22 protein-coding genes are annotated in these 23,165 nt (G+C 73.1%); 15 read left to right on the top strand and 7 right to left on the bottom strand.

The genetic code is table 11. The features are described 5' to 3' along the window. The first annotated feature begins 31 nt into the window (after positions 1-31). Together AC07BS_RS06700 and AC07BS_RS06695 are read left to right on the top strand one after the other, a co-directional pair. Positions 32-1,084, top strand: a complete 1,053-nt coding sequence (locus AC07BS_RS06700) for a CHAD domain-containing protein (protein WP_478646574.1) — start codon at positions 32-34, stop codon at positions 1,082-1,084. Continuing rightward, a complete protein-coding gene (locus tag AC07BS_RS06695; protein ID WP_478646571.1) occupies positions 1,081-1,506 on the top strand; it encodes an NUDIX hydrolase in 426 nt (141 codons plus the stop codon). The genes AC07BS_RS06700 and AC07BS_RS06695 overlap by 4 nt, the downstream gene beginning before the upstream one ends. A gap of 93 nt (positions 1,507-1,599) precedes the next feature. On the opposite strand, the gene AC07BS_RS06690 is transcribed toward AC07BS_RS06695, so the two are convergent. Both AC07BS_RS06690 and AC07BS_RS06685 read right to left on the bottom strand, forming a co-directional pair. Next, entirely contained in the window at positions 1,600-2,394 is a 795-nt protein-coding gene (locus tag AC07BS_RS06690; RefSeq protein ID WP_478646569.1) for a class I SAM-dependent methyltransferase, read from the bottom strand. Then, a complete protein-coding gene (locus AC07BS_RS06685; RefSeq protein ID WP_478646568.1) occupies positions 2,391-3,098 on the bottom strand; it encodes a FadR/GntR family transcriptional regulator in 708 nt (235 codons plus the stop codon). The genes AC07BS_RS06690 and AC07BS_RS06685 overlap by 4 nt, the downstream gene beginning before the upstream one ends. A gap of 83 nt (positions 3,099-3,181) precedes the next feature. Between AC07BS_RS06685 and AC07BS_RS06680 the strand changes: the two genes are divergently transcribed. The 3 genes from AC07BS_RS06680 (at position 3,182) to AC07BS_RS06670 (ending at position 6,489) form a co-directional block, all read left to right on the top strand. Beyond that, on the top strand, positions 3,182-4,426 hold the full coding sequence (locus AC07BS_RS06680; protein ID WP_478930636.1) for an MFS transporter: 1,245 nt from the start codon (positions 3,182-3,184) through the stop codon (positions 4,424-4,426). A 205-nt stretch (positions 4,427-4,631) separates the two neighbouring features. Then, positions 4,632-5,993 (top strand): D-inositol-3-phosphate glycosyltransferase, encoded by a 1,362-nt coding sequence (gene mshA / locus AC07BS_RS06675; protein ID WP_478930634.1) that lies wholly within the window; start codon positions 4,632-4,634, stop codon positions 5,991-5,993. Further along, positions 5,986-6,489, top strand: coding sequence for a type III secretion system chaperone family protein (locus AC07BS_RS06670; RefSeq protein ID WP_478930632.1), 504 nt, complete (start codon positions 5,986-5,988; stop codon positions 6,487-6,489). Before mshA ends, AC07BS_RS06670 begins: the two co-directional genes overlap by 8 nt. Positions 6,490-6,539: 50 nt before the next feature. On the opposite strand, the gene AC07BS_RS06665 is transcribed toward AC07BS_RS06670, so the two are convergent. After that, a complete protein-coding gene (locus AC07BS_RS06665) occupies positions 6,540-7,817 on the bottom strand; it encodes an MDR family MFS transporter (RefSeq protein ID WP_478930630.1) in 1,278 nt (425 codons plus the stop codon). A 140-nt stretch (positions 7,818-7,957) separates the two neighbouring features. Here AC07BS_RS06665 and AC07BS_RS06660 point away from each other — a divergent pair, with 140 nt between their 5' ends. After that, complete coding sequence (locus AC07BS_RS06660; protein ID WP_478646558.1) at positions 7,958-8,719, top strand: phosphoglyceromutase; 762 nt, start codon at positions 7,958-7,960, stop codon at positions 8,717-8,719. Between the two features lie 331 nt (positions 8,720-9,050). Here AC07BS_RS06660 and phoU read toward each other — a convergent pair whose 3' ends face one another. Continuing rightward, positions 9,051-9,734, bottom strand: coding sequence for a phosphate signaling complex protein PhoU (gene phoU, locus AC07BS_RS06655; RefSeq protein ID WP_478646555.1), 684 nt, complete (start codon positions 9,732-9,734; stop codon positions 9,051-9,053). Between the two features lie 203 nt (positions 9,735-9,937). Between phoU and phoR the strand changes: the two genes are divergently transcribed. Next, the gene (gene phoR / locus AC07BS_RS06650) at positions 9,938-11,236 is read left to right on the top strand and encodes a two-component system sensor histidine kinase PhoR (RefSeq protein ID WP_478646553.1); all 1,299 of its coding nucleotides are present in this window, start codon (positions 9,938-9,940) and stop codon (positions 11,234-11,236) included. Positions 11,237-11,318: 82 nt separating this feature from the next. Further along, the gene (phoP, locus tag AC07BS_RS06645) at positions 11,319-11,990 is read left to right on the top strand and encodes a two-component system response regulator PhoP (protein WP_466134857.1); all 672 of its coding nucleotides are present in this window, start codon (positions 11,319-11,321) and stop codon (positions 11,988-11,990) included. Between the two features lie 82 nt (positions 11,991-12,072). Here the strand turns inward: phoP and AC07BS_RS06640 are convergent, their stop codons facing one another. Then, complete coding sequence (locus tag AC07BS_RS06640) at positions 12,073-12,777, bottom strand: DUF461 domain-containing protein (protein ID WP_478930628.1); 705 nt, start codon at positions 12,775-12,777, stop codon at positions 12,073-12,075. 610 nt (positions 12,778-13,387) lie between these two features. Here AC07BS_RS06640 and AC07BS_RS06635 point away from each other — a divergent pair. From AC07BS_RS06635 to AC07BS_RS06620, 4 genes are all read left to right on the top strand, one after another. Then, entirely contained in the window at positions 13,388-13,870 is a 483-nt protein-coding gene (locus AC07BS_RS06635; RefSeq protein ID WP_003953493.1) for a CarD family transcriptional regulator, read from the top strand. Positions 13,871-14,128: 258 nt separating this feature from the next. Beyond that, positions 14,129-14,914: a 2-C-methyl-D-erythritol 4-phosphate cytidylyltransferase gene (gene ispD, locus AC07BS_RS06630; RefSeq protein WP_478646548.1), complete on the top strand. Its 786-nt coding sequence runs from the start codon at positions 14,129-14,131 to the stop codon at positions 14,912-14,914. Next, the gene (ispF, locus tag AC07BS_RS06625; RefSeq protein ID WP_478646546.1) at positions 14,904-15,392 is read left to right on the top strand and encodes a 2-C-methyl-D-erythritol 2,4-cyclodiphosphate synthase; all 489 of its coding nucleotides are present in this window, start codon (positions 14,904-14,906) and stop codon (positions 15,390-15,392) included. Before ispD ends, ispF begins: the two co-directional genes overlap by 11 nt. 172 nt (positions 15,393-15,564) lie before the next feature. Further along, the gene (locus tag AC07BS_RS06620) at positions 15,565-15,966 is read left to right on the top strand and encodes a PPOX class F420-dependent oxidoreductase (protein WP_478646543.1); all 402 of its coding nucleotides are present in this window, start codon (positions 15,565-15,567) and stop codon (positions 15,964-15,966) included. A 70-nt stretch (positions 15,967-16,036) separates the two neighbouring features. Here AC07BS_RS06620 and AC07BS_RS06615 read toward each other — a convergent pair whose 3' ends face one another. Together AC07BS_RS06615 and AC07BS_RS06610 are read right to left on the bottom strand one after the other, a co-directional pair. Beyond that, the gene (locus AC07BS_RS06615; protein WP_478646541.1) at positions 16,037-17,170 is read right to left on the bottom strand and encodes an acyltransferase family protein; all 1,134 of its coding nucleotides are present in this window, start codon (positions 17,168-17,170) and stop codon (positions 16,037-16,039) included. 247 nt (positions 17,171-17,417) lie between these two features. Then, on the bottom strand, positions 17,418-18,602 hold the full coding sequence (locus AC07BS_RS06610) for an acyltransferase family protein (protein WP_478646539.1): 1,185 nt from the start codon (positions 18,600-18,602) through the stop codon (positions 17,418-17,420). A 234-nt stretch (positions 18,603-18,836) separates the two neighbouring features. Between AC07BS_RS06610 and cysS the strand changes: the two genes are divergently transcribed. The 3 genes from cysS (at position 18,837) to AC07BS_RS06595 (ending at position 23,033) form a co-directional block, all read left to right on the top strand. Next, positions 18,837-20,231 (top strand): cysteine--tRNA ligase, encoded by a 1,395-nt coding sequence (gene cysS / locus AC07BS_RS06605; protein WP_478646537.1) that lies wholly within the window; start codon positions 18,837-18,839, stop codon positions 20,229-20,231. Between the two features lie 75 nt (positions 20,232-20,306). Then, entirely contained in the window at positions 20,307-21,257 is a 951-nt protein-coding gene (gene rlmB / locus AC07BS_RS06600; protein WP_478646534.1) for a 23S rRNA (guanosine(2251)-2'-O)-methyltransferase RlmB, read from the top strand. 159 nt (positions 21,258-21,416) lie between these two features. Beyond that, positions 21,417-23,033, top strand: a complete 1,617-nt coding sequence (locus AC07BS_RS06595; RefSeq protein WP_478646531.1) for a DoxX family protein — start codon at positions 21,417-21,419, stop codon at positions 23,031-23,033. Positions 23,034-23,165 lie beyond the last annotated feature (132 nt).

The following is a 23,165-nucleotide window of genomic DNA, read 5'->3' as shown; positions in this document are numbered from 1 at the left end:
CGCGGCGACCGCCTCTGGGGGGCAGGAAACGATGATGACGGAACGACCGGGCCCCGTCGGCCCGGCGAGGGTGACGGGGGCCGGGGCCGTGGACACGGCGACCGCGGGGGACGTGCTGTCGGGCTACCTCCACGCACAGGCGACGGAATTCCTGCGCAGCCTGCGGCTGCACGCGGAGAGCGGATCGGACGCGGAGGACGCGGGGGAGGCCGCCCGGCTGCTGCGCCGCTCCGCGCGCCGCATCGCCGGGGCGCTGCGCGTCTACCGGCCGCTCACCGACACCACGTGGACCGACCCGCTGGGCGCCGAGCTGGTCTGGCTGACCGGCGTCCTGGGCCGCGAGCACGCGTACGCGGCCCGGCTGGCCCGGCTGCGCGGGGCGCTGCACCGGCTGGCGGGCGCGGACGGGGAGGCGGACGGCCCCCCGGCGCCGACCGTGGGCGCCGCGCGCGCCGGGGCGCTGCTGGACCGGCAGATCGGCCTGGCCCGTACCCGCTCCCACTCGGCGGCGTTGCAGGCGCTGGGCTCCTCCCGCTTCCACGCGGTGGCCGACGCGGTGGCCGTCCTGGCCTCCGAGGCGCCGCTGGACCCGTCTGCCCGGGAGCTGGCGGCGCGGGAGGCACTGCCCTGCCTGGTGGAGCAGACCCACCGGCGGCTGACCGACGCCGTGGACGCGCTGCCGCTCGCACTGGCCGGACGGCCGTACAACGCGGAGGCGCTCACCCACGGCCTGGCGGCCACGTCCGCGGCCGACGCGCCGCCCGCCGAGGGCCGCCAGGACGCGCCCTGGCACCAGGCGCGACGCCTGGTGCGGCTGCGGCGCTACGCCCAGGAGGTCCTCGACGAGCACGAGCAGGCCGAGGCCGAGCCCGCGCTGTCGGTGCGGCTGCTGAGCGCGGGGCAGGCCCTGGACCGGCACCGGGACGCGGCCGAGGCGGCGGCTGCCGCGGCGGCCGCCGCCCGGACCCCGCGCATCGCCCCGGCGACGGCCTACGCCCTCGGCGTGCTCCACGCCGACCAGCGGCACGAGGTGGAGTCGGCACGGTACGCGTTCGGGCGGATCTGGCTGCGGGTGGCGACGTGAGCGACGGCCCCGGTACTGGCGACGGCGGGGTGGTGCGGGCGGCGGGCTGCGTCCTGTGGCGGCGCGGCGACCCCCACCCCATCGAGGTGGCGCTGGTCCATCGGCCGAAATATGACGACTGGTCGTGGCCGAAAGGCAAGCTCAAGCGCGGCGAGGACGCGCTGCGGGCCGCCGTGCGGGAGGTGCTGGAGGAGACCGGCATGCGGTGCGTGCCGGGCGCGGCGCTGGAGACCTCCCGGTACGAGGTCGACGGGCGGCCCAAGGAGGTCCGCTACTGGCTGGCCGAGGCCGTGGGCGGGATGTTCGTCCCGAGCCGGGAGGTGGACCGGATCGAATGGCTGCCACCGGCCGCCGCGCGGCTCCGGCTCACCCACGACCGGGACCGGCCGCTGGTGGACGCGCTGCTGGACGTCCTGGGCTGACGGCCGGCCCACCCGGGCGGGGCGGGCCCGGTTCCTGAGGGCCTCGGCTTCGGGGGGCCTCGGCTTCTGGGGGCCTCGGCTTCTGGGGCGGGCTCAGCTTCTGGGGGCCAGCGCGTCCCAGCGCAGCGTCAGCTCGCCCTGCCGCCAGCGGCCCGGGCCGTCGACGACGGGCCAGTCCGCGCGCAGCGCGGCGGCCGTACGGATCCACCGCTGCCGCGCGCTGAGCGCCCCGTACGGGGCCAGGGCCGCCCAGGCGCGGTCGAAGTCGCGCAGGAAGGCGTGCACCGGCTCGCCCGGCACATTGCGGTGGATCAGCGCCTTCGGCAGGCGTTCGGCCAGGTCGGAGGGGGTGTCGAGGGAGCCGAGGCGGGCCGCGAAGGTCAGGGTCCGCGGGCCCTCGGGGCCGAGCGCGACCCAGACGTGACGGCGGCCGATCTCGTCGCACGTGCCCTCGACGAGCAGGCCGTCCGGCGCCAGCCGCCCGCACAGCCGCGCCCAGACCTCCGCGACCTCGTCCTCGTCGTACTGCCGCAGGACGTTGGCGGCCCGGATCAGCAGGGGGCGCCGGCGGCCCGGCAGCGGCACCTCGAAGCCGCCGTGCGCGAAGGACAGGCCCGCGCCCTCGTACGGCTTGGCGGCGGCGACCCGCTCCGGGTCGATCTCGATGCCCACGACCTCCGCGTCCGGCCGTACGGTGCGCAGCCGGCCGAGCAGCTCGACGGCGGTCCAGGGCGCGGCACCGTAGCCGAGGTCCACGGCGACGGGGTCGGCGGACCGGCGCAGGGCCGCGGCGTGGGTGGCGGCGATCCAGCGGTCCATGCGGCGCAGCCGGTTGGGGTTGGTGGTGCCCCGGGTGGCGGAGCCGATCGGGCGCGTCCGGGCGGTCACCGGGCGCCGTCCGATGCCTCGTGGGCGCGCTCGTCCCAGGCGCGGGAGTCGGAGATGTTGGCCTCGGCCTCGCGGCGGGCGCGGGCCGGGTCGCGGTCGCGCAGGGCGGCGAGCAGCGCGTCGTGGCCGACGGGGTCCGCGCCCTGGAAGCCGGGGGTGGCCCAGGCGTCGGCCATGGCGCCGCGCAGCGGGCCCGCGAGGTCGCGGTAGAGCTCGGCGAGCAGGTCGTTGCCGGAGGCGAGGGCCACGCCGAGGTGGAAGTCCCAGTCGGCGGCGACCCAGCCCTCGAAGTCCCGTGCCTCCCAGGCGGCGCGCCGGCGCTCCAGCGCGTCGGCGAGCCCGTCGAGCGCGGCGGCGTCGGCCCGGGCGGCGGCGAGCCGCGCGGCCTGGGCGTCGAGGCCCTCGCGGACCTCCAGGAGCTGGCCGAGGCCGCTGGTGCCGTAGAGGCGGGCGACGGCTCCGGACAGCTCGCTGGTGGCCCGGACGTACGTGCCGTCGCCGCGGCGCACCTCCAGGAGGCCGGCGTGGGCGAGGGCGCGGACGGCCTCGCGGACCGTGCCGCGGGCGACGCCGAGCCGCCGCATCAGCTCGGGCTCGGGCGGGATGCGGCTGCCGACGGGCCACTCGCCGGAGGCGATGTGGGCCCGGATCCGGTCGATGACCTCGTCGGACAGCGCCGCGCGGCGGACCGGTTCCAGAGTCATGCGGACACGGTACCGGGCCGGGGACGGGCAGGGCCGATGGGCGAACGTTGGACATCAGACGTCAGACGTCTTACGTTTACGAGGTGATTCCTACGCGGCAGACCCAGCAGGCGCACCGGACGGGCCGGGCGCCCCAGCCGCGGCGGCAGGCCTCCGCCCCGATGCCCGCCCCTCGCCGGGCCCGGCTCGTCGCGGTCGCCGTCGTCCTCGTGGCCCTCAACCTCCGGCTCGGCATCAGCAGCGCCGCCGCCCTCCTCGACGCCCTGCGCGCCGCGCTCGCCCTGCCCGGCCCGGTCGCCGCCCTGCTGCCCACCCTGCCGATGCTCTGCTTCGCCGCCGCCGGGGCCGGCACGGGCGCCCTCGCCCGGCGGCTCGGCACCGACCGCACAGTCGCGCTGGCGCTCGCCGCGCTCACCGCCGGGCTCGCCGTCCGGGCCGTGCCCGCCGGCTGGGCGCTGCTCGCCGGGACCGTGCTCGGCATGTCCGGGCTCGCGCTGTGCAACGTCCTGCTGCCCACCCTCGTCCGTACCCGCTTCCCCACCCGTACCGGGCTCGTCACGGGCGTCTGCACGACCGTGCTGGCCCTGGGGGCCGCCCTCGCCTCCGCCGCCGCGGTGCCCGTGGCCGATGCCGCCGGGTCGCCGTCCTCCGGGCTCGCCGTCTGGACGCTCCCGGCGCTGGCGGCCGCGCTCGTCTGGGCGGCGGCGAGCCGCGTCCCGGCGCCCGGCTCCGCCCCGGCCGCCCGTACGGCCTCCGGCCCGCGCGGCGTGGCGGCCCTGGCCCGTACCCGCGCCGGCGCGCTGATCACCGTCTACTTCGGCCTCCAGGCGCTCAACGCCTACGCCGTCAACGGCTGGCTGCCCTCCCTGCTGTCCGGTCAGGGCATGTCCGACGCGGCCGCCGGCGCGGTCCTCGCCGTCACCCAGGCCGTGGGCATCCCCCTCTCGTTCGCCGTCATCGCGCCGGCCAAGGGGCGCGGCGGGCCGCGCGGCGCGTTCGTCGTCGTGTCCGTGGCGATGCTGGCGGGGTTCGGCGGGCTGCTGGTGGCGCCCGTGGCGCTGGTCTGGGTGTGGGCGGTGCTGCTGGGGCTGGGGATGTGCTCGTTCCCGCTGGTGCTCGCCGTGATCGCGCGGAGCGGCGGCACCCCGGAGGAGACCACGGCGCTGTCGACGCTCGCCCAGTCGGCCGGCTACCTCCTGGCGGCCCTCGGCCCGCTGGCGGTCGGCCTGCTGCACGGCGCCACCGGGGGCTGGACGGCACCGCTGGCCGCGCTGCTGGTCACGGCCACCGCGCAGCTCGCCGCCGGGATCGCGCTGACCCGTCGGTAGCCCCCGGGAGTGGCGCTTCATCACGCTTTGGCAAAGTGGAAATGGCGACCCGCCCTCCCGTGTTGGGAGGGTGGAGAACCACAGAGCGCCGGCACGAACGCCGGCACAGAGCACAGACGCCCAGAGCACAGCCGCACAGAGCACAGACGCACAGAGCACGTCCCCAGGGGCGGACAGCCCCCGAGGTGGACGGAGGAAACGCACGGTGAGCCAGTACGCAACCCGTCTCGGCGCCCGCCGCGGCCGTACGCTCGGTCCCTTCCCCAAGCCCCAGCGGCTCCGTCTCGGCAGCCCCCGCCGCCCCCGGCGCGTGGCGATGCTCAGTGTCCACACCTCCCCGCTGCACCAGCCCGGCACGGGCGACGCGGGCGGGATGAACGTCTACATCGTCGAGCTGGCCAAGCGGCTGGCCGCGATCAACATCGAGGTGGAGATCTTCACCCGCGCCACCACCGGCGCCCTGCCGCCCAGCGTGGAGCTGGCCCCCGGCGTGCTCGTCCGGCACATCGACGCGGGCCCGTACGAGGGGCTGGCCAAGGAGGAGCTGCCCGCCCAGCTGTGCGCCTTCACCCACGGCGTGATGCGTGCCTGGGCCGGTCACCGCCCCGGCCACTACGACCTCGTGCACTCCCACTACTGGCTGTCCGGCCACGTCGGCTGGCTGGCCGCCGAGCGCTGGGGCGTGCCGCTCGTCCACGCCATGCACACCATGGCCAAGGTCAAGAACGCGGCGCTCGCCGAGGGCGACGCGCCCGAGCCCGCCGCGCGCGTGATCGGCGAGACCCAGATCGTCCGGGCCGCCGACCGGCTCATCGCCAACACCGACGGCGAGGCCGCCGAGCTGGTCCACCACTACGAGGCCGACCCCGCCAAGGTCGCCGTGGTGCACCCCGGCGTCAACCTCGACCGCTTCCGGCCCGCCGACGGCCGCGCCGCCGCCCGGGAGCGGCTCGGGCTGCCGGCCGACGCCCTGATCCCGCTGTTCGCCGGCCGCATCCAGCCCCTCAAGGCCCCCGACGTGCTGCTGCGCGCGACGGCCGAGCTGCTGGACCGGCGGCCCGAGCTGCGGGCCCGGATGGTGGTGCCCGTCGTCGGCGGCCCCAGCGGCAGCGGCCTGGCCAAGCCCGAGGGCCTGCAGAAGCTGGCGGCCCGGCTCGGCATCACCGATGTCGTCCGGTTCCGCCCGCCGGTGGGCCAGGAGCGCCTGGCCGACTGGTACCGGGCGGCGTCCGTGCTCGTGATGCCGTCCCACAGCGAGTCGTTCGGGCTGGTGGCGGCGGAGGCCCAGGCCTGCGGCACGCCGGTGGTGGCGGCCGCGGTGGGCGGGCTGCCGGTGGCGGTGCGCGACGGCGTCAGCGGTTTCCTCGTCGACGGCCACGACCCGGCCGACTACGCCGCGGCCCTGCTCCGCTTCGCCGAGGAGCCGGCGCTGGTGGGCCGGATGGGTGAGGCGGCGGCCCGGCACGCCCGGTCCTTCGGCTGGGACACGGCGGCGGCCGGCACGGCCGAGGTGTACACCGCGGCGATGGGCGAGCGGCGGCGTCGCCTACGCTCGGCTCATGTCTGACCCGACTGACCCGAAGACCACCATCGAGCACGCGCTGCGCGAGGCGGGGCTCGAGTGGGAGACCCCGTCCGGCTCCGACGGCACGTACGTCGTCGCGCTGCCCGGTACGCGCAAGCTGTCGACGACCGTCTCCCTGGTCGTCGGCAAGCACTCGCTGTCCGTCAACGCCTTCGTCGTCCGCCGTCCGGACGAGAACCACGAGGCGGTGCACCGCTGGCTGCTGGAGCGCAACACCAGGCTCTACGGCCTCGCCTACGCCGTCGACCGACTGGGCGACATCTACCTGGTCGGACGGCTGCCGCTGGCCGCGGTCACCCCGCCGGAGATCGACCGGATACTGGGCCAGGTCCTGGAGCACGCGGACGGCAGCTTCAACACCCTGCTGGAGATGGGCTTCGCCAGCGCGATCCGCAAGGAGTACGCGTGGCGCACGGCGCGCGGCGAGTCGACGCGCAACCTCGACGCGTTCGAACGGCTGACGCGCGAGGAGGGCTGACGCGCGAGGAGGGCTGATGCGCCGCGCTCCGCGCGGACGGTGACGGGGGATCAGGCCGCAGCGGGCTCCGACGGGGCCGCCGCGCCCGCCGTCTCCTGGGAGCCGCCGTCCTTCGCCTCCGTGGGCAGGCCGCGCATGAGCAGCCAGTACCCCACGGCGGCGACGGTGCCCACGCCGGCACAGGTCGCCCACAGGGCCCCCGCGCCGTAGCCGTCGATCAGCCAGCCGCCCACCAGCGGGGCGATCAGGGCGGCCCCGGACCAGGACATGGTGAACATGCCCTGATAGCGGCCCCGGCCGTGGGCCGGGGACAGGCGGACGACGAGGCCCATCTGGATGGGCGAGTTGATGATCTCCGCCAGCGTCCAGACGACGATGGTCAGCGCGTAGAAGCCGAGCGAGTCGGCGAAGGCGGTGAGCCCGAAGCCGTAGCCGGCGAGCAGCGCGGCGACGGTGAGGAGGGTGCGCGGGTCGCGGTTCTCGAGGAGGCGCGTCACGGGGATCTGGAGCGCCACGATCAGCACGCCGTTGATCGCCATGACGGTGCCGAAGTCGCCCGGGGAGAAGCCGTCCTCGCCCATGGCCACCGGCAGGGCGGTGGTGTGCTGCATGAAGACGAAGGCCATCAGGAACGACAGGAACACCACGGCCATGAAGCGCCGGTCGCGCAGCACGGTCAGCATGCTGACCGGCGGCTCGCCGGCCGCGGCGCCCGCGCCGCCGTCCGCCGCGGCGGGCCGGGACTCGGGCAGCTTGACGAAGACCAGGACGGCACAGGCGAAGGTGAGCGCGGCCTCGCCGAGGAAGCCGATCAGATAGCTGTACTCGGCGACCAGACCGGCGGCGAGCGAGGAGAACGCGAAGCCGAGGTTGATGGCCCAGTAGTTGAGGGCGAAGGCCCGGACGCGGTCCGCGGGGGCGACGATGTCGGCCATCATCGCCTGGACGGCGGGCCGCGAGGCGTTGCTCGCCATGCCCACCAGGAAGGCGACGGCCGCGATGGGCACCGGGTCGGTCACGAAGCCCAGCAGCGCCACGGTGGCGGCGGTGGACAACTGGGCGATCAGCAGGGTGGGCCGGCGGCCCAGCCGGTCGGCCATCACGCCGGCGCCCAGCGCCGAGATCACGCCGCCCAGCCCGTGGAGGGCCGCGACCAGGCCGGCGTAGGAGGCCGAGTAGCCGCGGTCGAGGGTGAGGTAGAGGGCCAGGAAGGTGGCGACGAAGGCGCCGAGGCGGTTGATGAGGGTGGAGGTCCACAGCCACCAGAACTCCCGGGGGAGCCCCGACACGTTGCGCCTCACGGCTTGTCCGACCTTCGCTGCCGGCATGGCGGCGACCCCCCGAGATGTAAGTGGCACTATCCGGATTGGCAACTTACTCGGGTGAGCGTGTGCACGCCAATGAATTGACGATTGCCGTCAAACGTCCCGGGCGCGGGCATCTCGGCGCGTCGATTACGCTCAGGGGCATGGCCGACGCACCGTACAAGCTGATCCTCCTCCGCCACGGCGAGAGCGAATGGAACGCGAAGAACCTGTTCACCGGCTGGGTGGACGTCAACCTCAACGAGAAGGGCGAGAAGGAGGCGGTCCGCGGCGGTGAGCTGCTGAAGGACGCCGGCCTGCTCCCGGACGTGGTCCACACCTCCCTGCAGAAGCGCGCGATCCGCACCGCGCAGCTCGCCCTGGAGGCCGCCGACCGCCACTGGATCCCGGTCCACCGCTCCTGGCGTCTGAACGAGCGCCACTACGGTGCTCTGCAGGGCAAGGACAAGGCCCAGACCCTGGCCGAGTTCGGCGAGGAGCAGTTCATGCTCTGGCGCCGCTCCTACGACACCCCGCCGCCGGCGCTCGAGGACGGCTCCGAGTTCTCGCAGAGCGACGACCCGCGTTACGCGTCGATCCCGAGCGAGCTGCGTCCGCGCACCGAGTGCCTCAAGGACGTCGTCACGCGCATGCTGCCGTACTGGTACGACGGCATCGTCCCGGACCTGCTCGCCGGCCGCACGGTCCTGGTCGCCGCCCACGGCAACAGCCTGCGCGCCCTGGTCAAGCACCTCGACGGCATCTCCGACGCCGACATCGCGGGCCTGAACATCCCCACCGGCATCCCGCTCGCCTACGAGCTCGACGCCGACTTCCGCCCGGTCGAGCCGGGTGGCACGTACCTCGACCCGGAGGCCGCCAAGGCCGCCATCGAGGCCGTGAAGAACCAGGGCAAGAAGAAGTAGTCACGCCCCAGGGGTCACGCCCCAGGGGTCACGCTCCATGGGAAGGGCCCCCGGCCGGTGTCACCACCGGCCGGGGGCCCTCATCCATGAGTGACGTGCGCGGGCGCCGTCAGCAACCGCCGCCGCACTGGCAGGAGCCGCCGTTCTGGCAGCCGCACGAGCACCCGGGTCCACACTGACAGCCGCTCATTCGCTTACCTCCTCGAAGGATGTCTGCCTTCAACCAGTCAAGGGCCGACGGCACCGACCGTCAATGCCCGTCGCGCACGCATGTGCGGGCGCGACGGGGGCGCGTTGGAGCATTCGGCGAGAGTCGGAGGGGCGCGCGGAGCTACGCGGGCTCCCCCTGGCGCCCGGCGTCCTGGGTCAGCTCGTCGGCGTGCTCGCCGGTCACCAGGTAGACCACGCGCTTGGCCACCGAGACCGCGTGGTCGGCGAACCGCTCGTAGTAGCGGCCCAGCAGCGTCACGTCGACGGCCGTCTCGATGCCGTGCTGCCAGCGGTCGTCCATCAGGTGCTGGAACAGCGCCCGGTGCAGCAGGTCCATCGCGTCGTCGTCCTGCTCCAGCTGGAGCGCCAGGTCGACGTCCTTGGTGATGATCACCTCGGCCGCCTTGGCCATCAGGCGCTGGGCGAGCTGGCCCATCTCCAGGATCGTGGCGTGGAGGTCGCGCGGCACCGCCGTCTCCGGGAAGCGCAGCCGGGCCAGCTTGGCCACGTGCTGGGCGAGGTCGCCCGAGCGCTCCAGGTCCGCGCTCATGCGCAGCGACGTCACGACGATCCGCAGGTCGGTGGCGACCGGCTGCTGCCGGGCCAGCAGCGCGATCGCCCGCGCCTCCAGGTCCCGCTGGAGGTCGTCGACCTTGCTGTCGGCCGCGATCACCGACTCCGCCAGCTTGAGGTCCGCGTCCAGGATCGCCGTGGTGGCGCGCCCGATCGCGGAGCCGACGAGCCGGGCCATCTCGACCAGGCCGTCGCCGATCGAATCCAGCTCCTCGTGGTACGCGTCCCGCATTGGTGACCTTCTCTCGCCTCGAGTACTACCGGTGGGAGGACTGCGTTCGTCCACCCACGCTCCCACGGTCCGGCCGGAACCCGACGTCCGAAGACCGCAGGAGTGAACCACCACCGACGCCAAGGTGAACTCTCGGCAACGTGTGTTCGAGGCGGCACCCATTTGGCTGTGGTCACGGCCCGGCACCCGCATAACCTGGAGACATGAACCTGGACGCGGCCCTCGCCGCAGCGGCAGCGATCGCCGGAGTGTGCACCGGTGTGATCGCCATGCTGGCGTTCCGCTGGAGCGAGCGCGACCAGGCCCGCCCCACCCGTAGCTCCCTGCACACCGACGCCGTGCTCCCGCCCGGCGTCGACACCGTCCTCTCCGTCCTGCGCTCCTCGGCCGTCGTCCTCGACGAGGCCGACGCCGTGGTCAAGGCCAGCTCGGCCGCTTACGCCCTCGGGCTGGTCCGCGGCGGCCGGCTCTCCGTCGACGCGATGCTCCAGATGGCCCGCGATACCCGGCGCGACGGCGAGATACGCCAGGTCGAGCTCGACCTGCCGCGCCGCGGCACCGGCCGCGGCGACGCCCTCGCCGTCTCCGCCCGGGTCGCCCCGCTGGGCTCCCGGCTGGTGCTGCTGCTGGTGGAGGACCTCACCGAGGCCCGCCGCATCGAGGCCGTCCGGCGCGACTTCGTCGCCAACGTCAGCCACGAGCTCAAGACGCCGGTCGGGGCCCTGTCCCTGCTCTCCGAGGCCGTCATGGACGCCTCGGACGACCCGGAGGCGGTCACCCGCTTCGCCGGGCGGATGCAGGTCGAGGCCACCCGGCTCACCAACCTCGTCCAGGAGCTCATCGACCTCTCCCGGGTGCAGAACGACGACCCGCTGGAGGACGCCGAGCCCGTCCGCGTCGACGAGCTCGTCGCCGAGGCCATCGACCGCTGCCGCCACCAGGCGAGCACCAAGCAGATCACCATGGCCACCGGGGGCACCGCCGACCTCCACGTCTGGGGCAACCGCGGTCAGCTCGCCGCGGCCCTCGGCAATCTGGTCGAGAACGCCGTGAACTACAGCGCGGCCAGGACCCGGGTAGGCATCTCGGCCCGCCGCGTCGCCGCGCCCGGCGGCGATCTCATCGAGCTCGCCGTCACCGACCAGGGCATCGGGATCTCCGAGAAGGACCGCGAGCGGGTGTTCGAACGTTTCTACCGCGTCGACCCCGCCCGCTCGCGTGCCACCGGAGGCACCGGCCTGGGCCTGTCGATCGTCAAGCACGTGGTCGCCTCGCACGGCGGCGAGGTCAGCGTCTGGAGCGCCGAGGGCCAGGGCTCCACCTTCACCCTGCGCCTGCCGGAGGCGGGCGTGGGCCGCGACCGGGACCGCGACCGCGATCGCCGGGAGCGCGAGCGCGGCCGCCCGCTCATCGGTCCCGAGGACCGCGAGGACACCGAGGGCGAGGACGCCTTCCCCGACGAACCGCTTTCCTCCGGTCCCACCCGGCAGGTCATCCCATGACCGGCGCCGGCGGGGCCGGTTTCTTCTCTCTCATCGCACGGCTCTGCCCAAAGACCCCACCGGAGGTCGTCTCGTGACCCGAGTGCTCGTCGTCGAGGACGAGGAATCCTTCAGCGACGCGTTGTCCTACATGCTCCGCAAGGAGGGCTTCGAGGTCGCCGTCGCGGCCACCGGCCCCGACGGGCTGGACGAGTTCGAACGCAACGGCGCCGATCTGGTCCTGCTGGACCTGATGCTGCCGGGCCTGCCCGGCACCGAGGTCTGCCGGCAGCTGCGCGGGCGCTCCAATGTGCCCGTGATCATGGTGACCGCCAAGGACAGCGAGATCGACAAGGTCGTCGGGCTGGAGATAGGGGCGGACGACTACGTCACCAAGCCCTTCTCCTCCCGCGAGCTGGTCGCCCGCATCCGGGCCGTGCTGCGCCGCCGCGGCGAGCCGGAGGAGGTCACCCCGGCCGCGCTGGAGGCCGGCCCGGTCCGTATGGACGTCGACCGGCACGTGGTCACCGTCTCCGGCGCCAAGGTCGACCTGCCGCTGAAGGAGTTCGACCTCCTGGAGATGCTGCTGCGCAACGCGGGCCGCGTGCTCACCCGCATGCAGCTGATCGACCGGGTCTGGGGCGCCGACTACGTGGGCGACACCAAGACCCTGGACGTCCACGTCAAGCGCCTGCGCGCCAAGATCGAGCCGGACCCGGGCGCGCCGCGCTACCTGGTCACGGTCCGCGGCCTCGGCTACAAGTTCGAGCCGTAGACCCGGCCCGTACGCCATATACCCGTACGCCATATATGCGAAGGGGCCCGGAAGCGAGTGCTTCCGGGCCCCTTCGCGTGGCTCAGTGGCCCGCGTTCGGCTTCTGCTGGCCGCCCTGGGGCGTGCCGCTCGCCGCCGGGGAGGCGTTCTTCTCGCCGGCCTTGTCGGCGCCCTGGCGGCCGGCCTCCGGCGCGCCCGAGGGGGCGGTGGACGCGGCGGGGGAGCCGCCCGGCTTGGCGTTGCCGCCGGCAGGCTGGCCCGCGGGGGAGGCCGCCTCGGCGGGGCCCCACTCCTTGAAGTAGCTCTTCGCCGGGACGACGAAGGCGGAGATCTTCACCTCGCCCGTGGAGCTGAAGGAGAAGGCGAGGTCCTGGGACTCGCCGTCCTTGATGCCCTCGCGGCCGTTCGGCAGCACGGCGGACGGGTTGTCCTTGCCGCCCAGGGTGATCGCGCCGCCGGCCGGGACGACGATCTTCGAGGCGCCCTTGGCGCCCGTCAGCTTCACCGTCACGTTCTTGCCGGGCAGCGTGATCGCGCGCAGCTCCTGGTCCTTGCGGCCGTTGTTGAACACGCGGCCCGTGACGACGGACGGACCCTGCGTCTTCTCGTCCGGCTGGGTGATCACGTTGATGTTCTGGAGCTTGACGTCGCCGACCGAGGTGGCGGCGTTGTCCGGCTTGACCTCAAGCGTCTGCGCGCTGTTGCCCGCCGCGCAGGCGGAGAGCGAGGCGATCGAGAGCACGAGGGCGGAAGCGGCGAGAACGCCGCGTCGAAGGCTGCTGCTCACGGCGGCGGCATCTCCTTGGACGAGGTAGTACGCGTGCGTACAGGGATCTGAGGGGTACGTACGGATAAGGGTTCTGTCAGCGGGCTTAGGTTACCGAGCCGCCGTCAGGCCGCCGCACCCGACCCGCCCCCATGGTCAACTCGGTCCCCGACGGGCGCCCGGGAAGGGCCGCTGATCGTGAACCGGCCGGGAACGCCGGAGACCTCCTGGGTGGATTTCTTGGAATGAATGCGGTGCCCTCCGGGTGAACCTCCCGGGGGGTCTCCCGGGGAACGCGTTCCGGAATTGATCAAGTTCGACTTGATCAATTCCGGAATGGGAGCCCATGCGACCCGTGCGCCCCGAACGGAGTACCGGAACCGCGCCGACCGGAGCCCGGCAAAACGGGACGTTCAGCCGCTCGCGGGGCCTGTCCGACACGTGTAACGTGCGCGTTTCACCCCGCCCGGACAACCGCTCCGACCTGCGAATACCTGCTTCCGGAAGCCTCCCGCAGCACGTTCCGGTTACTGTTGTCAAGCCCCGAGATATGCCCTGACCTGCGGAAACGCCATTCAGAACGTGCGGGCCCCGTGTTAGACTGGATAGCCACGGAAGGGGTACCTGTCACATGACGTTCAAGGTTGGCGACACCGTGGTCTATCCCCATCACGGGGCCGCGCTGATCGAGGCCATCGAAACTCGCCAGATCAAAGGCGTGGACAAGACCTACTTGGTGCTGAAGGTCGCCCAGGGTGACCTGACGGTTCGGGTGCCGGCGGACAATGCAGAGTTCGTCGGTGTTCGCGATGTGGTCGGCCAGGACGGGCTTGACCGGGTCTTCGAGGTGCTGCGCGCACCCTACGCCGAAGAGCCGACGAACTGGTCCCGTCGCTACAAGGCAAACCTCGAGAAGCTCGCGTCCGGTGACGTGATCAAGGTCGCCGAGGTCGTCCGCGACCTGTGGCGCCGGGAGCGCGAGCGCGGTCTCTCCGCAGGTGAGAAGCGCATGCTCGCCAAGGCGCGGCAGATTCTGGTGAGCGAGCTGGCCCTCGCGGAGAACACCAACGAGGACAAGGCCGAGGCCCTGCTCGACGAGGTCCTCGCGTCCTGACGCGACAGGTGCCGGCCTCCGGTGCCGACCGTCCGACGCACAGCGTAAAAGAGTGCCCCCGTGGTGCCCGTGTGGTGACATCTGTCAGCCGGCGGGCGCTGCGGCGTATCCGGCTCCGTTGTCATGTCGTGCTTGGCGTGCCGGGCCCGGGCAGCCGTCCCGGCCAGTCGTCACGGAAGGGGCTGGTCGGGGCATCGTGCCCGGCACGCTGAGGCCATACCCAATTCGGCCGAGGAAGCAAACCTGAACGCCACACCATTGTCCGATCGGGGCGCCGCTCCGTCCGCCGGAGCCCCCGCGCGCACCGCCGTCGTCATTCCGGCCGCCGGCCGGGGCGTACGGCTCGGTCCGGGCGCCCCCAAGGCCCTGCGGGCCATCGGCGGCACGCCCATGCTCGTCCACGCCGTCCGCGCCATGGCCGCCTCCCGCGCGGTCTCCCTCGTCGTCGTCGTGGCCCCGCCGGACGGCGCCGCAGAGGTCCGCCACCTCCTCGACGAGTACCCGCTCGCCGACCGCGACAGCACCCGTACCGACGTGGTGGTCGTCCCCGGCGGCGAGACCCGCCAGGCGTCCGTGCGGCTCGGCCTCGCGGCCCTGCCCGACGACGTCACGGCGGTCCTCGTCCACGATGCCGCGCGCCCCCTGGTGCCCGTCGACACCGTCGACGCGGTCGCCGCCGCCGTACGCGCCGGCGCCCCCGCGGTCGTGCCCGCGCTGCCCGTCTCCGACACCGTCAAGCAGGTCGAGCCACGCACCGGCGACCGGGCCGGCGAGCCCGAGCCCGTCGTGGCCACGCCCGAGCGCGCCCTGCTGCGCGCCGTGCAGACCCCGCAGGGCTTCGACCGGCAGACGCTCGCCGAGGCGCACGAGAAGGTCGCCCTGGAGGGCGAGGGCGCCACGGACGACGCCGGGATGGTGGAACGGCTCGGCGTGCCGGTCGTCCTCATCCCCGGCCACGAGGAGGCCTTCAAGGTGACCCGCCCGCTGGACCTCGTCCTCGCCGAGGCCGTACTCGCCCGCAGGAGGGCCAACGATGGCTTCTGAGCCCGTACTGCCGCTGGTCGGCATCGGCACCGACGTCCACGCCTTCGAGGAGGGCCGCGAGCTGTGGTGCGCGGGCCTGCTCTGGGAGGACGCGAGCCACGGCCTGGCCGGCCACTCCGACGGCGACGTCGCCGCGCACGCGGCCTGCGACGCCCTCTTCTCCGCGGCCGGCCTCGGCGACCTCGGTGCCCACTTCGGCACGGACCGCCCCGAATGGTCCGGCGCGTCCGGCGTCACGCTGCTGGGCGAGGCGGCCCGCATCGTCCGCGCGGCCGGCTTCGGGATCGGCAACGTCGCCATCCAGGTGATCGGCGTCCGCCCGAAGATCGGCAAGCGCCGGGAAGAGGCGCAGGCGGCGCTTTCGGCGGCCGTCGGTGCCCCGGTGTCGGTATCGGGCACGACGACGGACGGCCTGGGCCTGACCGGCCGGGCCGAGGGCCTGGCGGCCATGGCGACGGCGCTGGTGTACCGGGTGTAGCCCGTCCGCTTCCTGGGGGGTGCTGCCCGGACGGGCTGATTTCAGCCCGTCCGGCGTTTGAGGACGACGCGCGTCAGCACGGACCGGGGGTCCGGGGCGGAGCCCCGGTTTCGGGAAGGGGCGGGTCAGGGGAGAGATCCACGGTCAGCCCCCCACCCCCGTAAGGACAACCGTGTCGCTCTCCGACGACCTCAAGAAATACATCGACGACAACCCCGTCTTCGCCACCGTCGCCACCCTCCAACCCGACGGCAGTCCCCAACTCACCGTCACCTGGATCAAGCGCGACGGCGACGACATCCTGATCTCCACCACCGTCGGCCGCCGCAAGGAGCGCAACCTCCGCCGCGACCCCCGCGTCACCGTCCTGGTGAACCCGCCGAACGCCCCGTACACCTACGCGGAGATCCGCGGCACGGCCGAGATCACGACCGAGGGCGGCCCGGAGCTCATCGACGAGCTGTCGCGGAAGTACACCGGCAAGGACTACGCGGACTTCAATCCGGCGGCGGGCGAGGACGCCCAGCGCGTGGTCGTCCGGGTCTCCCCGCGCAAGGTCGTGGGGTCGCTCTGAACGACGCGGGGCCGCCGCCGCCGCCCGTTGAGGCGGCCGCGACGGCCCCGGCCCGTAGCCCGTAAAAGCCTCAGACGCCGTCCGACGACTTCGCGGCGGTGGCACCCACCCGCTGGTCCTCGCCGACCGGCGGCTCGTACCGGAGCGTCTCCTTGAGCAGCGGCAGCGCGGGGGTGACGGCCTTGCGGGCCGGGCCCGTGGCCTCCGGGCCCACCGAGTTGCGCCGCATCTCGTCCATGCCCTTCTGCAGGGCGACGCGCAGCTTCTTGCCCAGGGGCTGTTCCACGCAGCGGTGCATGACGTAGGCCGCGCCCAGCATCGCCACGATCAGCAGGCTCACCAGCAGCCCCGGCGCCATCCGCTCGCGCAGGGCGTAGATGATCGTCATGCCGATGTACTGGTGCAGCAGGTACAGCGGGTACGTCAGGGCGCCCGCCGTCGCCAGCCAGCGCCACTGCACCCGGTCGAAGGCACCGGTCGAGATCAGGGCCATCAGGACGAAGGCGATGACGACGATCAGAGTCGCCGGCCATGTCGGTATGACGCCCTCGGCGTTGTCGTGGACCCGCTTGGGCACGGTGTGGAGTGCCAGCAGCAGGGACATGATCTCGATGCCCCAGAGAAGCGCCGTGGGCTTGAACCGGTGCATCAGGTAGAAGCCGATGCCGGCGATGAAGTACGGCGCGAACAGCGGCATCGCCCACATGCTCAGCAGGTCGTTGTCGACGGACGGGGCGGTGATCGCCGCGACCGTCCACACGCCGCAGAACAGGACGCACTTGCGGTACGTGACGCCGGTGGCCACGACGATCGCGAAGAGTACGTAGAACTTCAGCTCGGCGAAGAGCGTCCAGTAGACGCCGTCGACGTCCCAGACCCCGATGCCCTGCTGGAGCATCGTGAGGTTGGTGAGTACGACGTCCCAGTTCTTCACGCTGCGGACCTGTGGCCATAGCGCGACGACTCCGGCCGTCAGGAAGATCGCCACCCAGTAGGCGGGATAGATCCGGGTCACCCGGGAGACGACGAAATCGCCGAGCGAGCGTCCCCAGGTACTCATACAGATGACGAATCCGCTGATGAGGAAGAAGACCTCGACGCCGGTCCAGCCGTACCGGGTGACGATCTCCAGGTCGGGGAAGACCTCCTTGGAGCTGCGTCCCCAGCCGCCGCGCAGGGCGGTGTAGTGAAAGGCGACGACCATCAGGGCCGCTACGAGACGGAGTCCGTCCAGTACGTAGAGTCTGGGCCTGGCTGCCGACTTCTGCCGGACGGCTGTCCGGCCGCCATCGAGATCACCTCGTCTGGCGAAGCGCATGTCGTCCTCTCCCATTGCACTGGTCGGCTCATCCTACGCGTGGCGTTCGCGCAGGCATGCTGACACAGAATTGCCGTCCGCGGGCCGTGACGGTTCTCTCCTCCGGTCCTTTTTTCTTTTGAATTCCTCCATCTCACCCATGACGGATGTCCCGTACGGCTCGGCGCATACCGTCTTTGATCGCACGCGCCAGCGGCCGCTCGACGAGGTCGTGGACGAGGCGGGCGGCGAGCAGCATTCCGGCGACCAGCGCGGGCAGCAGCAGCCAGCGGGGCACATGGCCGTCGGCGTGTTTGATCACCAGCCAGCCGACGCGCTCGTGGAGCAGGTAGAGGGGGTAGGTCAGCGCCCCGGCGGCCGGCAGCCACCGCCAGGTCGCGCGCCGGGTCCAGCCCAGGGCGATGGCCATCACCGCCAGGAAGAAGAGCGTCACCAGCACCGCGGTGGGCCACTGCGGCACCCGGTGGCCCATGTGCCCCTCCGCTCTCGCCTGGAGGGAGAGCAGGTCGTGCTGGGCGATCAGCAGGCTGCCGGCGACGAGCAGCCACAGGACGGCGTTGGGGCGGAAGCGGTGCATCAGGTAGAAGGCGATGCCCGCGATGAAGTACCAGCAGTCGTGCGGCATGAGGATCTGCCGCAGCGTCGCGTCCCCGGACGCCTCGGCGATGACGGCCGCGAAGGCCCAGGTCACGCAGAAGCCGACGGCACGCCGGTAGGTCAGCCCGCGCAGCACGACGAGCGCGAACAGCAGGTAGAAGCGGAGCTCGACCCAGAGGGTCCAGTAGACCCCGTCGACGGGTTTCACTCCCAGGGGGTCCTGGAGCATCGTCAGGTTGACCGCCGCGCTGCGCAGCGCCACCGGGTCGTTCACCTCCGGCCACAGCCGGACGACGAGGGCGACGGTGAGCACCGCGAACCAGTACGCCGGGTAGAGCCGGGCCACGCGCGCCACGGCGAAGTCGCCGAGGCCCCGGCCCCAGCAGCTCATGCAGATGACGAATCCGCTGATCATGAAGAACAGCTGCACCCCGAGCCAGCCGTAGGAGGCGGGCAGGTGGGCGGTGGGGAAGACGGTCCGCGCCGGCGCGCTCCAGGCGCCGCTGTCGAAGGCGATGTAGTGGTAGGCGACGACCATCAGGGCGGCCAGCAGCCGTAGCCCGTCGAGGGCCGCCAGCCGCTCCCGCCGCCCGTCCGCCCCGGCGGCCGGTCTCTCCTCCGCCGGCCGCTCCGCCGGGTCCTCCACCGGCTCCTTCGCCGGGTCCAGTCGGTGTTCCGGGTGGTCCGGGTGTTCCTGCCGCACCGGCAGCGTGGAGTGCAACGCGCCCCTCCTGGGGTTCCGCGGGCTGTGCCGGGGAAGCTACCAGAAGTAATTCTCTTTATGATGCAAAAGGCAAATAAGGGGCAAAACGTGCCGCAGTGGCGGTGAAGTGTGCTGCCCGGAGTGATCCGGAATCTCCCCTTCCGGATACGTGATGCCCCGGCGCCCCGCGCTCGAATGATTGAACGCCATCCATTGCCGTGGGCACCCCCTCCGGCCCACTACCCTTGTGCCGTGACCATTCGCCTGTACGACACCAGCGCCCGGCAGATCCGCGACTTCACCCCGCTCCGCCCGGGCTGCGTCTCGATCTACCTGTGCGGTGCCACCGTGCAGGCCGCCCCTCATATCGGGCACATCCGTTCCGGTCTGAACTTCGACATCATGCGCCGCTGGTTCGCCTACCGCGGCTACGACGTGACGTTCGTCCGCAATGTCACCGACATCGACGACAAGATCATCGCCAAGGCCGTGGAGCAGGGCCGCCCCTGGTGGGCGATCGGCCACGAGAACGAGCGCGCCTTCAACGATGCCTACGACGCGCTGGGCTGCCTGCCGCCGACCGTCGAGCCGCGCGCGACCGGCCATGTGCCGGAGATGATCGAGATGATGCGGGGCCTGATCGAGCGTGGCCACGCCTACGCCGCCGACGGCAACGTCTACTTCGACGTGCGCTCCTTCCCCGGCTACCTGTCGCTCTCCAACCAGGAGCTGGACAATCTCCTCCAGCCCTCCGGCGAGGGCGAGACGGGCAAGCGCGACCCGCGCGACTTCGCCATGTGGAAGGCCGCCAAGCCGGGCGAGCCCAGCTGGGAGACCCCCTGGGGCCGCGGCCGCCCGGGCTGGCACCTGGAGTGCTCCGCCATGGCCCACAAGTACCTGGGCGAGGCCTTCGACATCCACGGCGGCGGGATCGACCTGATCTTCCCGCACCACGAGAACGAGATCGCCCAGGCCAAGGCCTTCGGTGACGACTTCGCCGCGTACTGGGCCCACAACGCCTGGGTGACGATGAGCGGCGAGAAGATGTCGAAGTCGCTCGGCAACTCGGTGCTCGTCTCCGAGATGGTCAAGCACTGGCGCCCCATCGTCCTGCGCTACTACCTGGGCACCCCGCACTACCGCTCGATGATCGAGTACAGCGAGGAGGCCCTGCGCGAGGCGGAGTCCGCCTTCGCCCGCATCGAGGGCTTCGTCCAGCGCGTGGTGGAGAAGGCCGGCCCGGTCGAGCCCGCCGCCGAGGTGCCGCCGGCGTTCGCCGAGGCCATGGACGACGACCTGGGCGTCCCGCAGGCGCTGGCGATCGTGCACACCACCGTCCGCCAGGGCAACGCCGCGCTCTCCGCCGACGACAAGGAAGCGGCCGTCGCCCGCCTGGCCGAGGTCCGCGCCATGCTCGGCGTGCTGGGCCTGGACCCGCTCGACGAGCGCTGGACCGGTGGCGCCGCCGCCCGTGGCGAGGATCTCCACGGCGTGGTGGACTCCCTGGTCAGGCTGGTGCTCGACCAGCGCGAGGCGGCCCGGGGCCGTAAGGACTACGCCACCGCCGACGCCATCCGCGACCAGCTCCAGCAGTCCGGCCTCGCGATCGAGGACACCCCGTCCGGCCCCCGCTGGACCCTGTCCTGAGGGACACTTTTCGTACGCACGTCTAATGGGCCGCACCCCATGCGGCTCTCAGCAGTAAAGAGATAGGTGACCCCCATGGCCGGCAACAGCCAGCGCAGGAACCGTCGCACGTCCAACAAGAAGGGCGCGACGGTCGGCAGCGGCGGCCAGCGGCGCCGGGGCCTGGAGGGCAAGGGCCCGACCCCGCCCGCGAGCATGCGCAAGGGACACAAGAAGAACCGTGTCGCCGCCGCCCAGGCCAAGCACGCGGCCCGCCGCCCGGCCCCGCGCCGCGGCGGCCCCAAGGGCACCAACGAGCTCGTCGTCGGCCGCAACTCGGTCGTCGAGGCGCTGCGCGAGGGCGTGCCCGCGAACACGCTCTACGTCCAGCAGTTCGTGGACAGCGACGAGCGCGTGCGCGAGGCACTCCAGCTCGCCACCGAGAAGGGCCTCAACCTCATGGAGGCCCCCCGTCCCGAGCTCGACCGCATGACCAACGGCCTCAACCACCAGGGCCTGGTCCTGTCGGTGCCGCCGTACGACTACGCCCACCCCGAGGACCTGACGGCCAGCGCCGCCGACAACGGCGAGGACCCGCTGATCGTCGCCCTCGACGGCATCACCGACCCGCGCAACCTCGGCGCCGTCGTCCGTTCCGTCTCCGCCTTCGGCGGCCACGGCGTGGTCGTCCCCGAGCGCCGCGCGGCCGGTATGACCGCCAGCGCCTGGAAGACCTCCGCCGGCACCGCGGCGCGGACGCCCGTCGCCCGCGCCACCAACATGACGCGGATGCTGGAGGCGTACCAGAAGGAGGGCCTGATGGTCGTCGGCCTCGCGGCGGACGGCGATGTCGAGCTCCACGAGCTCGACGCCCTCGACGGCCCGGTCGTCATCGTCGTCGGCAGCGAGGGCAAGGGCCTGTCCCGCCTCGTCGGCGAGACCTGCGACTACCGCGTGCGCATCCCCATGCCGGGTGGCGCCGAGTCGCTCAACGCCGGTGTCGCCGCCGGTGTCGTGCTCTACGAGGCGGCGCGCCGCCGCGCCTGACCTCCGCCTCACGGAGCGTGCGCGTAGCGGAATGAGATGAAACGTCCGGTGGCCGGGGTGATCAACCCCGGCCACCGGACGTTCACTTCATGATCTTGACGGGTCTCGGACACATCGAACCGGTCAAGGCAGTGTCCTAACCTCCGGTCACTCGGTTAGATGAGTGTGGACACCAGAACACCCCGCACACCTACGGGGGGAAGCTCTTCCGGGTACGACGACCAGCCCGCGCTGAGTACGGTGAAGGTCCCCTCGGACCCGGCGCAGGTCATCGTCAACCACCTGAGCTTCCGGGTGCAGCTCGCCCGGCCCCCGCGCGCCTCCCGGCAGTTCGCCGGCGGGCCGGACACGGCACAGCTGCCCTCGATCAAGGGCGCGGGCGCCAAGCGCCGCGCCCCTCTGGTGTGGAGCGGGCGGACCGGCCCGGACGACGCGGCCTCCACCCAGCTCCTCCAGCAGGCCGTCAGGGACTCCGCCACCGCCGGGTCCCTCCGTACGGCCGCCGGGGGCGGGGACGCCGGCGCCACCCAGGTCCTGCCGCGCGTCGGCGTCGACGACGGCCCGCCCACCACGGTCATCTCCCCCCGCGGCCCCGCCGAGGAGGCCGGGCACCCCGGACCGCTGCTGCGCGGCGTCCGCCCCGCCCGCGGCGCCTTCGACGACCCCGACCCCGAGTACGACGAGTACGACGACCAGGAGCTGGAGGACGACGAGGACGACGACCCCGGCCGGCGCGGCGACTCCGTCCGCCACGCCTACTACCCCGGGCGCCGGATGAACCTCGGCGTCGTCCTCCTCCCGCTGCGCGTCTTCCTCGGCCTGATCTCCATCTACGCCGGCATGGGCAAGCTCTGCGACCCCGTCTACTTCGACGGCGGCAAGCGCGGCTCGATGGTCGCCTGGCTCCACCAGCTCCACCCCTGGTCCGCCGCGGAGCCGCTGCGCGACCTCGCCCTGAGCCACCCCGTCGGGGCCGGGCTCACCGTCGCCTTCCTCCAGGTCGTCGTCGGCGTCCTCACCATCTTCGGACTCTGGCAGCGCCTCGCCGCCGGCATCGGCGCCCTGCTCTCCGCGATCCTCATCGTCACGGTCAGCTGGCGCAGCGTCCCGGTCTACGAGGCCCCCGACTTCATCTACCTGGCCGCCTGGAGCCCCCTGGTCATCGCCGGGGCCCCGTTCTACAGCGTGGACGGCCGGCTGGCCGGCGAGGCCTGGCGGCGCCTCGGCCCCCGCGCCGAGCTGTGGGAGCTGCGCCGCCGCGTCCTGCGCCGCGGCACGGTCATGGCCACGGTCCTCATCGGCATCTCCCTCATCGCCGGCTCGATGCTCGGCGGCGCCGTGCGCTCCTCCCGGGTGGCCCAGGCCCCCGGCGCGCCCACCCCGCCGGCCAACAGCCTCCCCGGCTCCCCGCTCCCGCAGCGGCCGTCCTCGTCCGCCCCGCGCGGCTCCCACGGCCCGGCGACCGCGGGCACCCCGAAGCCCAGCGCCTCGAACCGCAAGGTGCCCACCGCCAGCGCCACCCCGTCGGTGCCCGCCGGTACGGCCCGTACGCCCGCCGGGACGGCCGGCGCCGGGCAGTCCAGCAGCGGCACGGGCAGCGTCCGGCCCGCCCCGCAGAGCCCCCGCCAGGCGCCCGCGGCCCCGCCGCGCAGCTCCTCGGGCTCGTCGACGGGCAGCTCCACCGGTGGCGGCACCGGCGGCTCCTCGGGCGGCTCGTCCGGTGGCTCCTCGGGCGGTTCCACGGGTGGCGGGGCGCTCGGAGGCCTCCTGGGCTGAGCGACCCGCCGACGACGAACGCCGGTGGGGGGGGGGGTGGGGGGGGGGGGGGGGGGGGGGGGGGTGGGGGGGGTTTTGGGGGGGGGGGGGGGGGGGGGGGGGGGGGGGGGGGGGGTGGGGGGGCCGTAGAGG

This window comes from Streptomyces sp. NPDC044063 (assembly GCF_056434285.1).
Note: the sequence above shows the minus strand (reverse complement) of the source record. Positions and strands in the feature narration are given on the sequence as shown.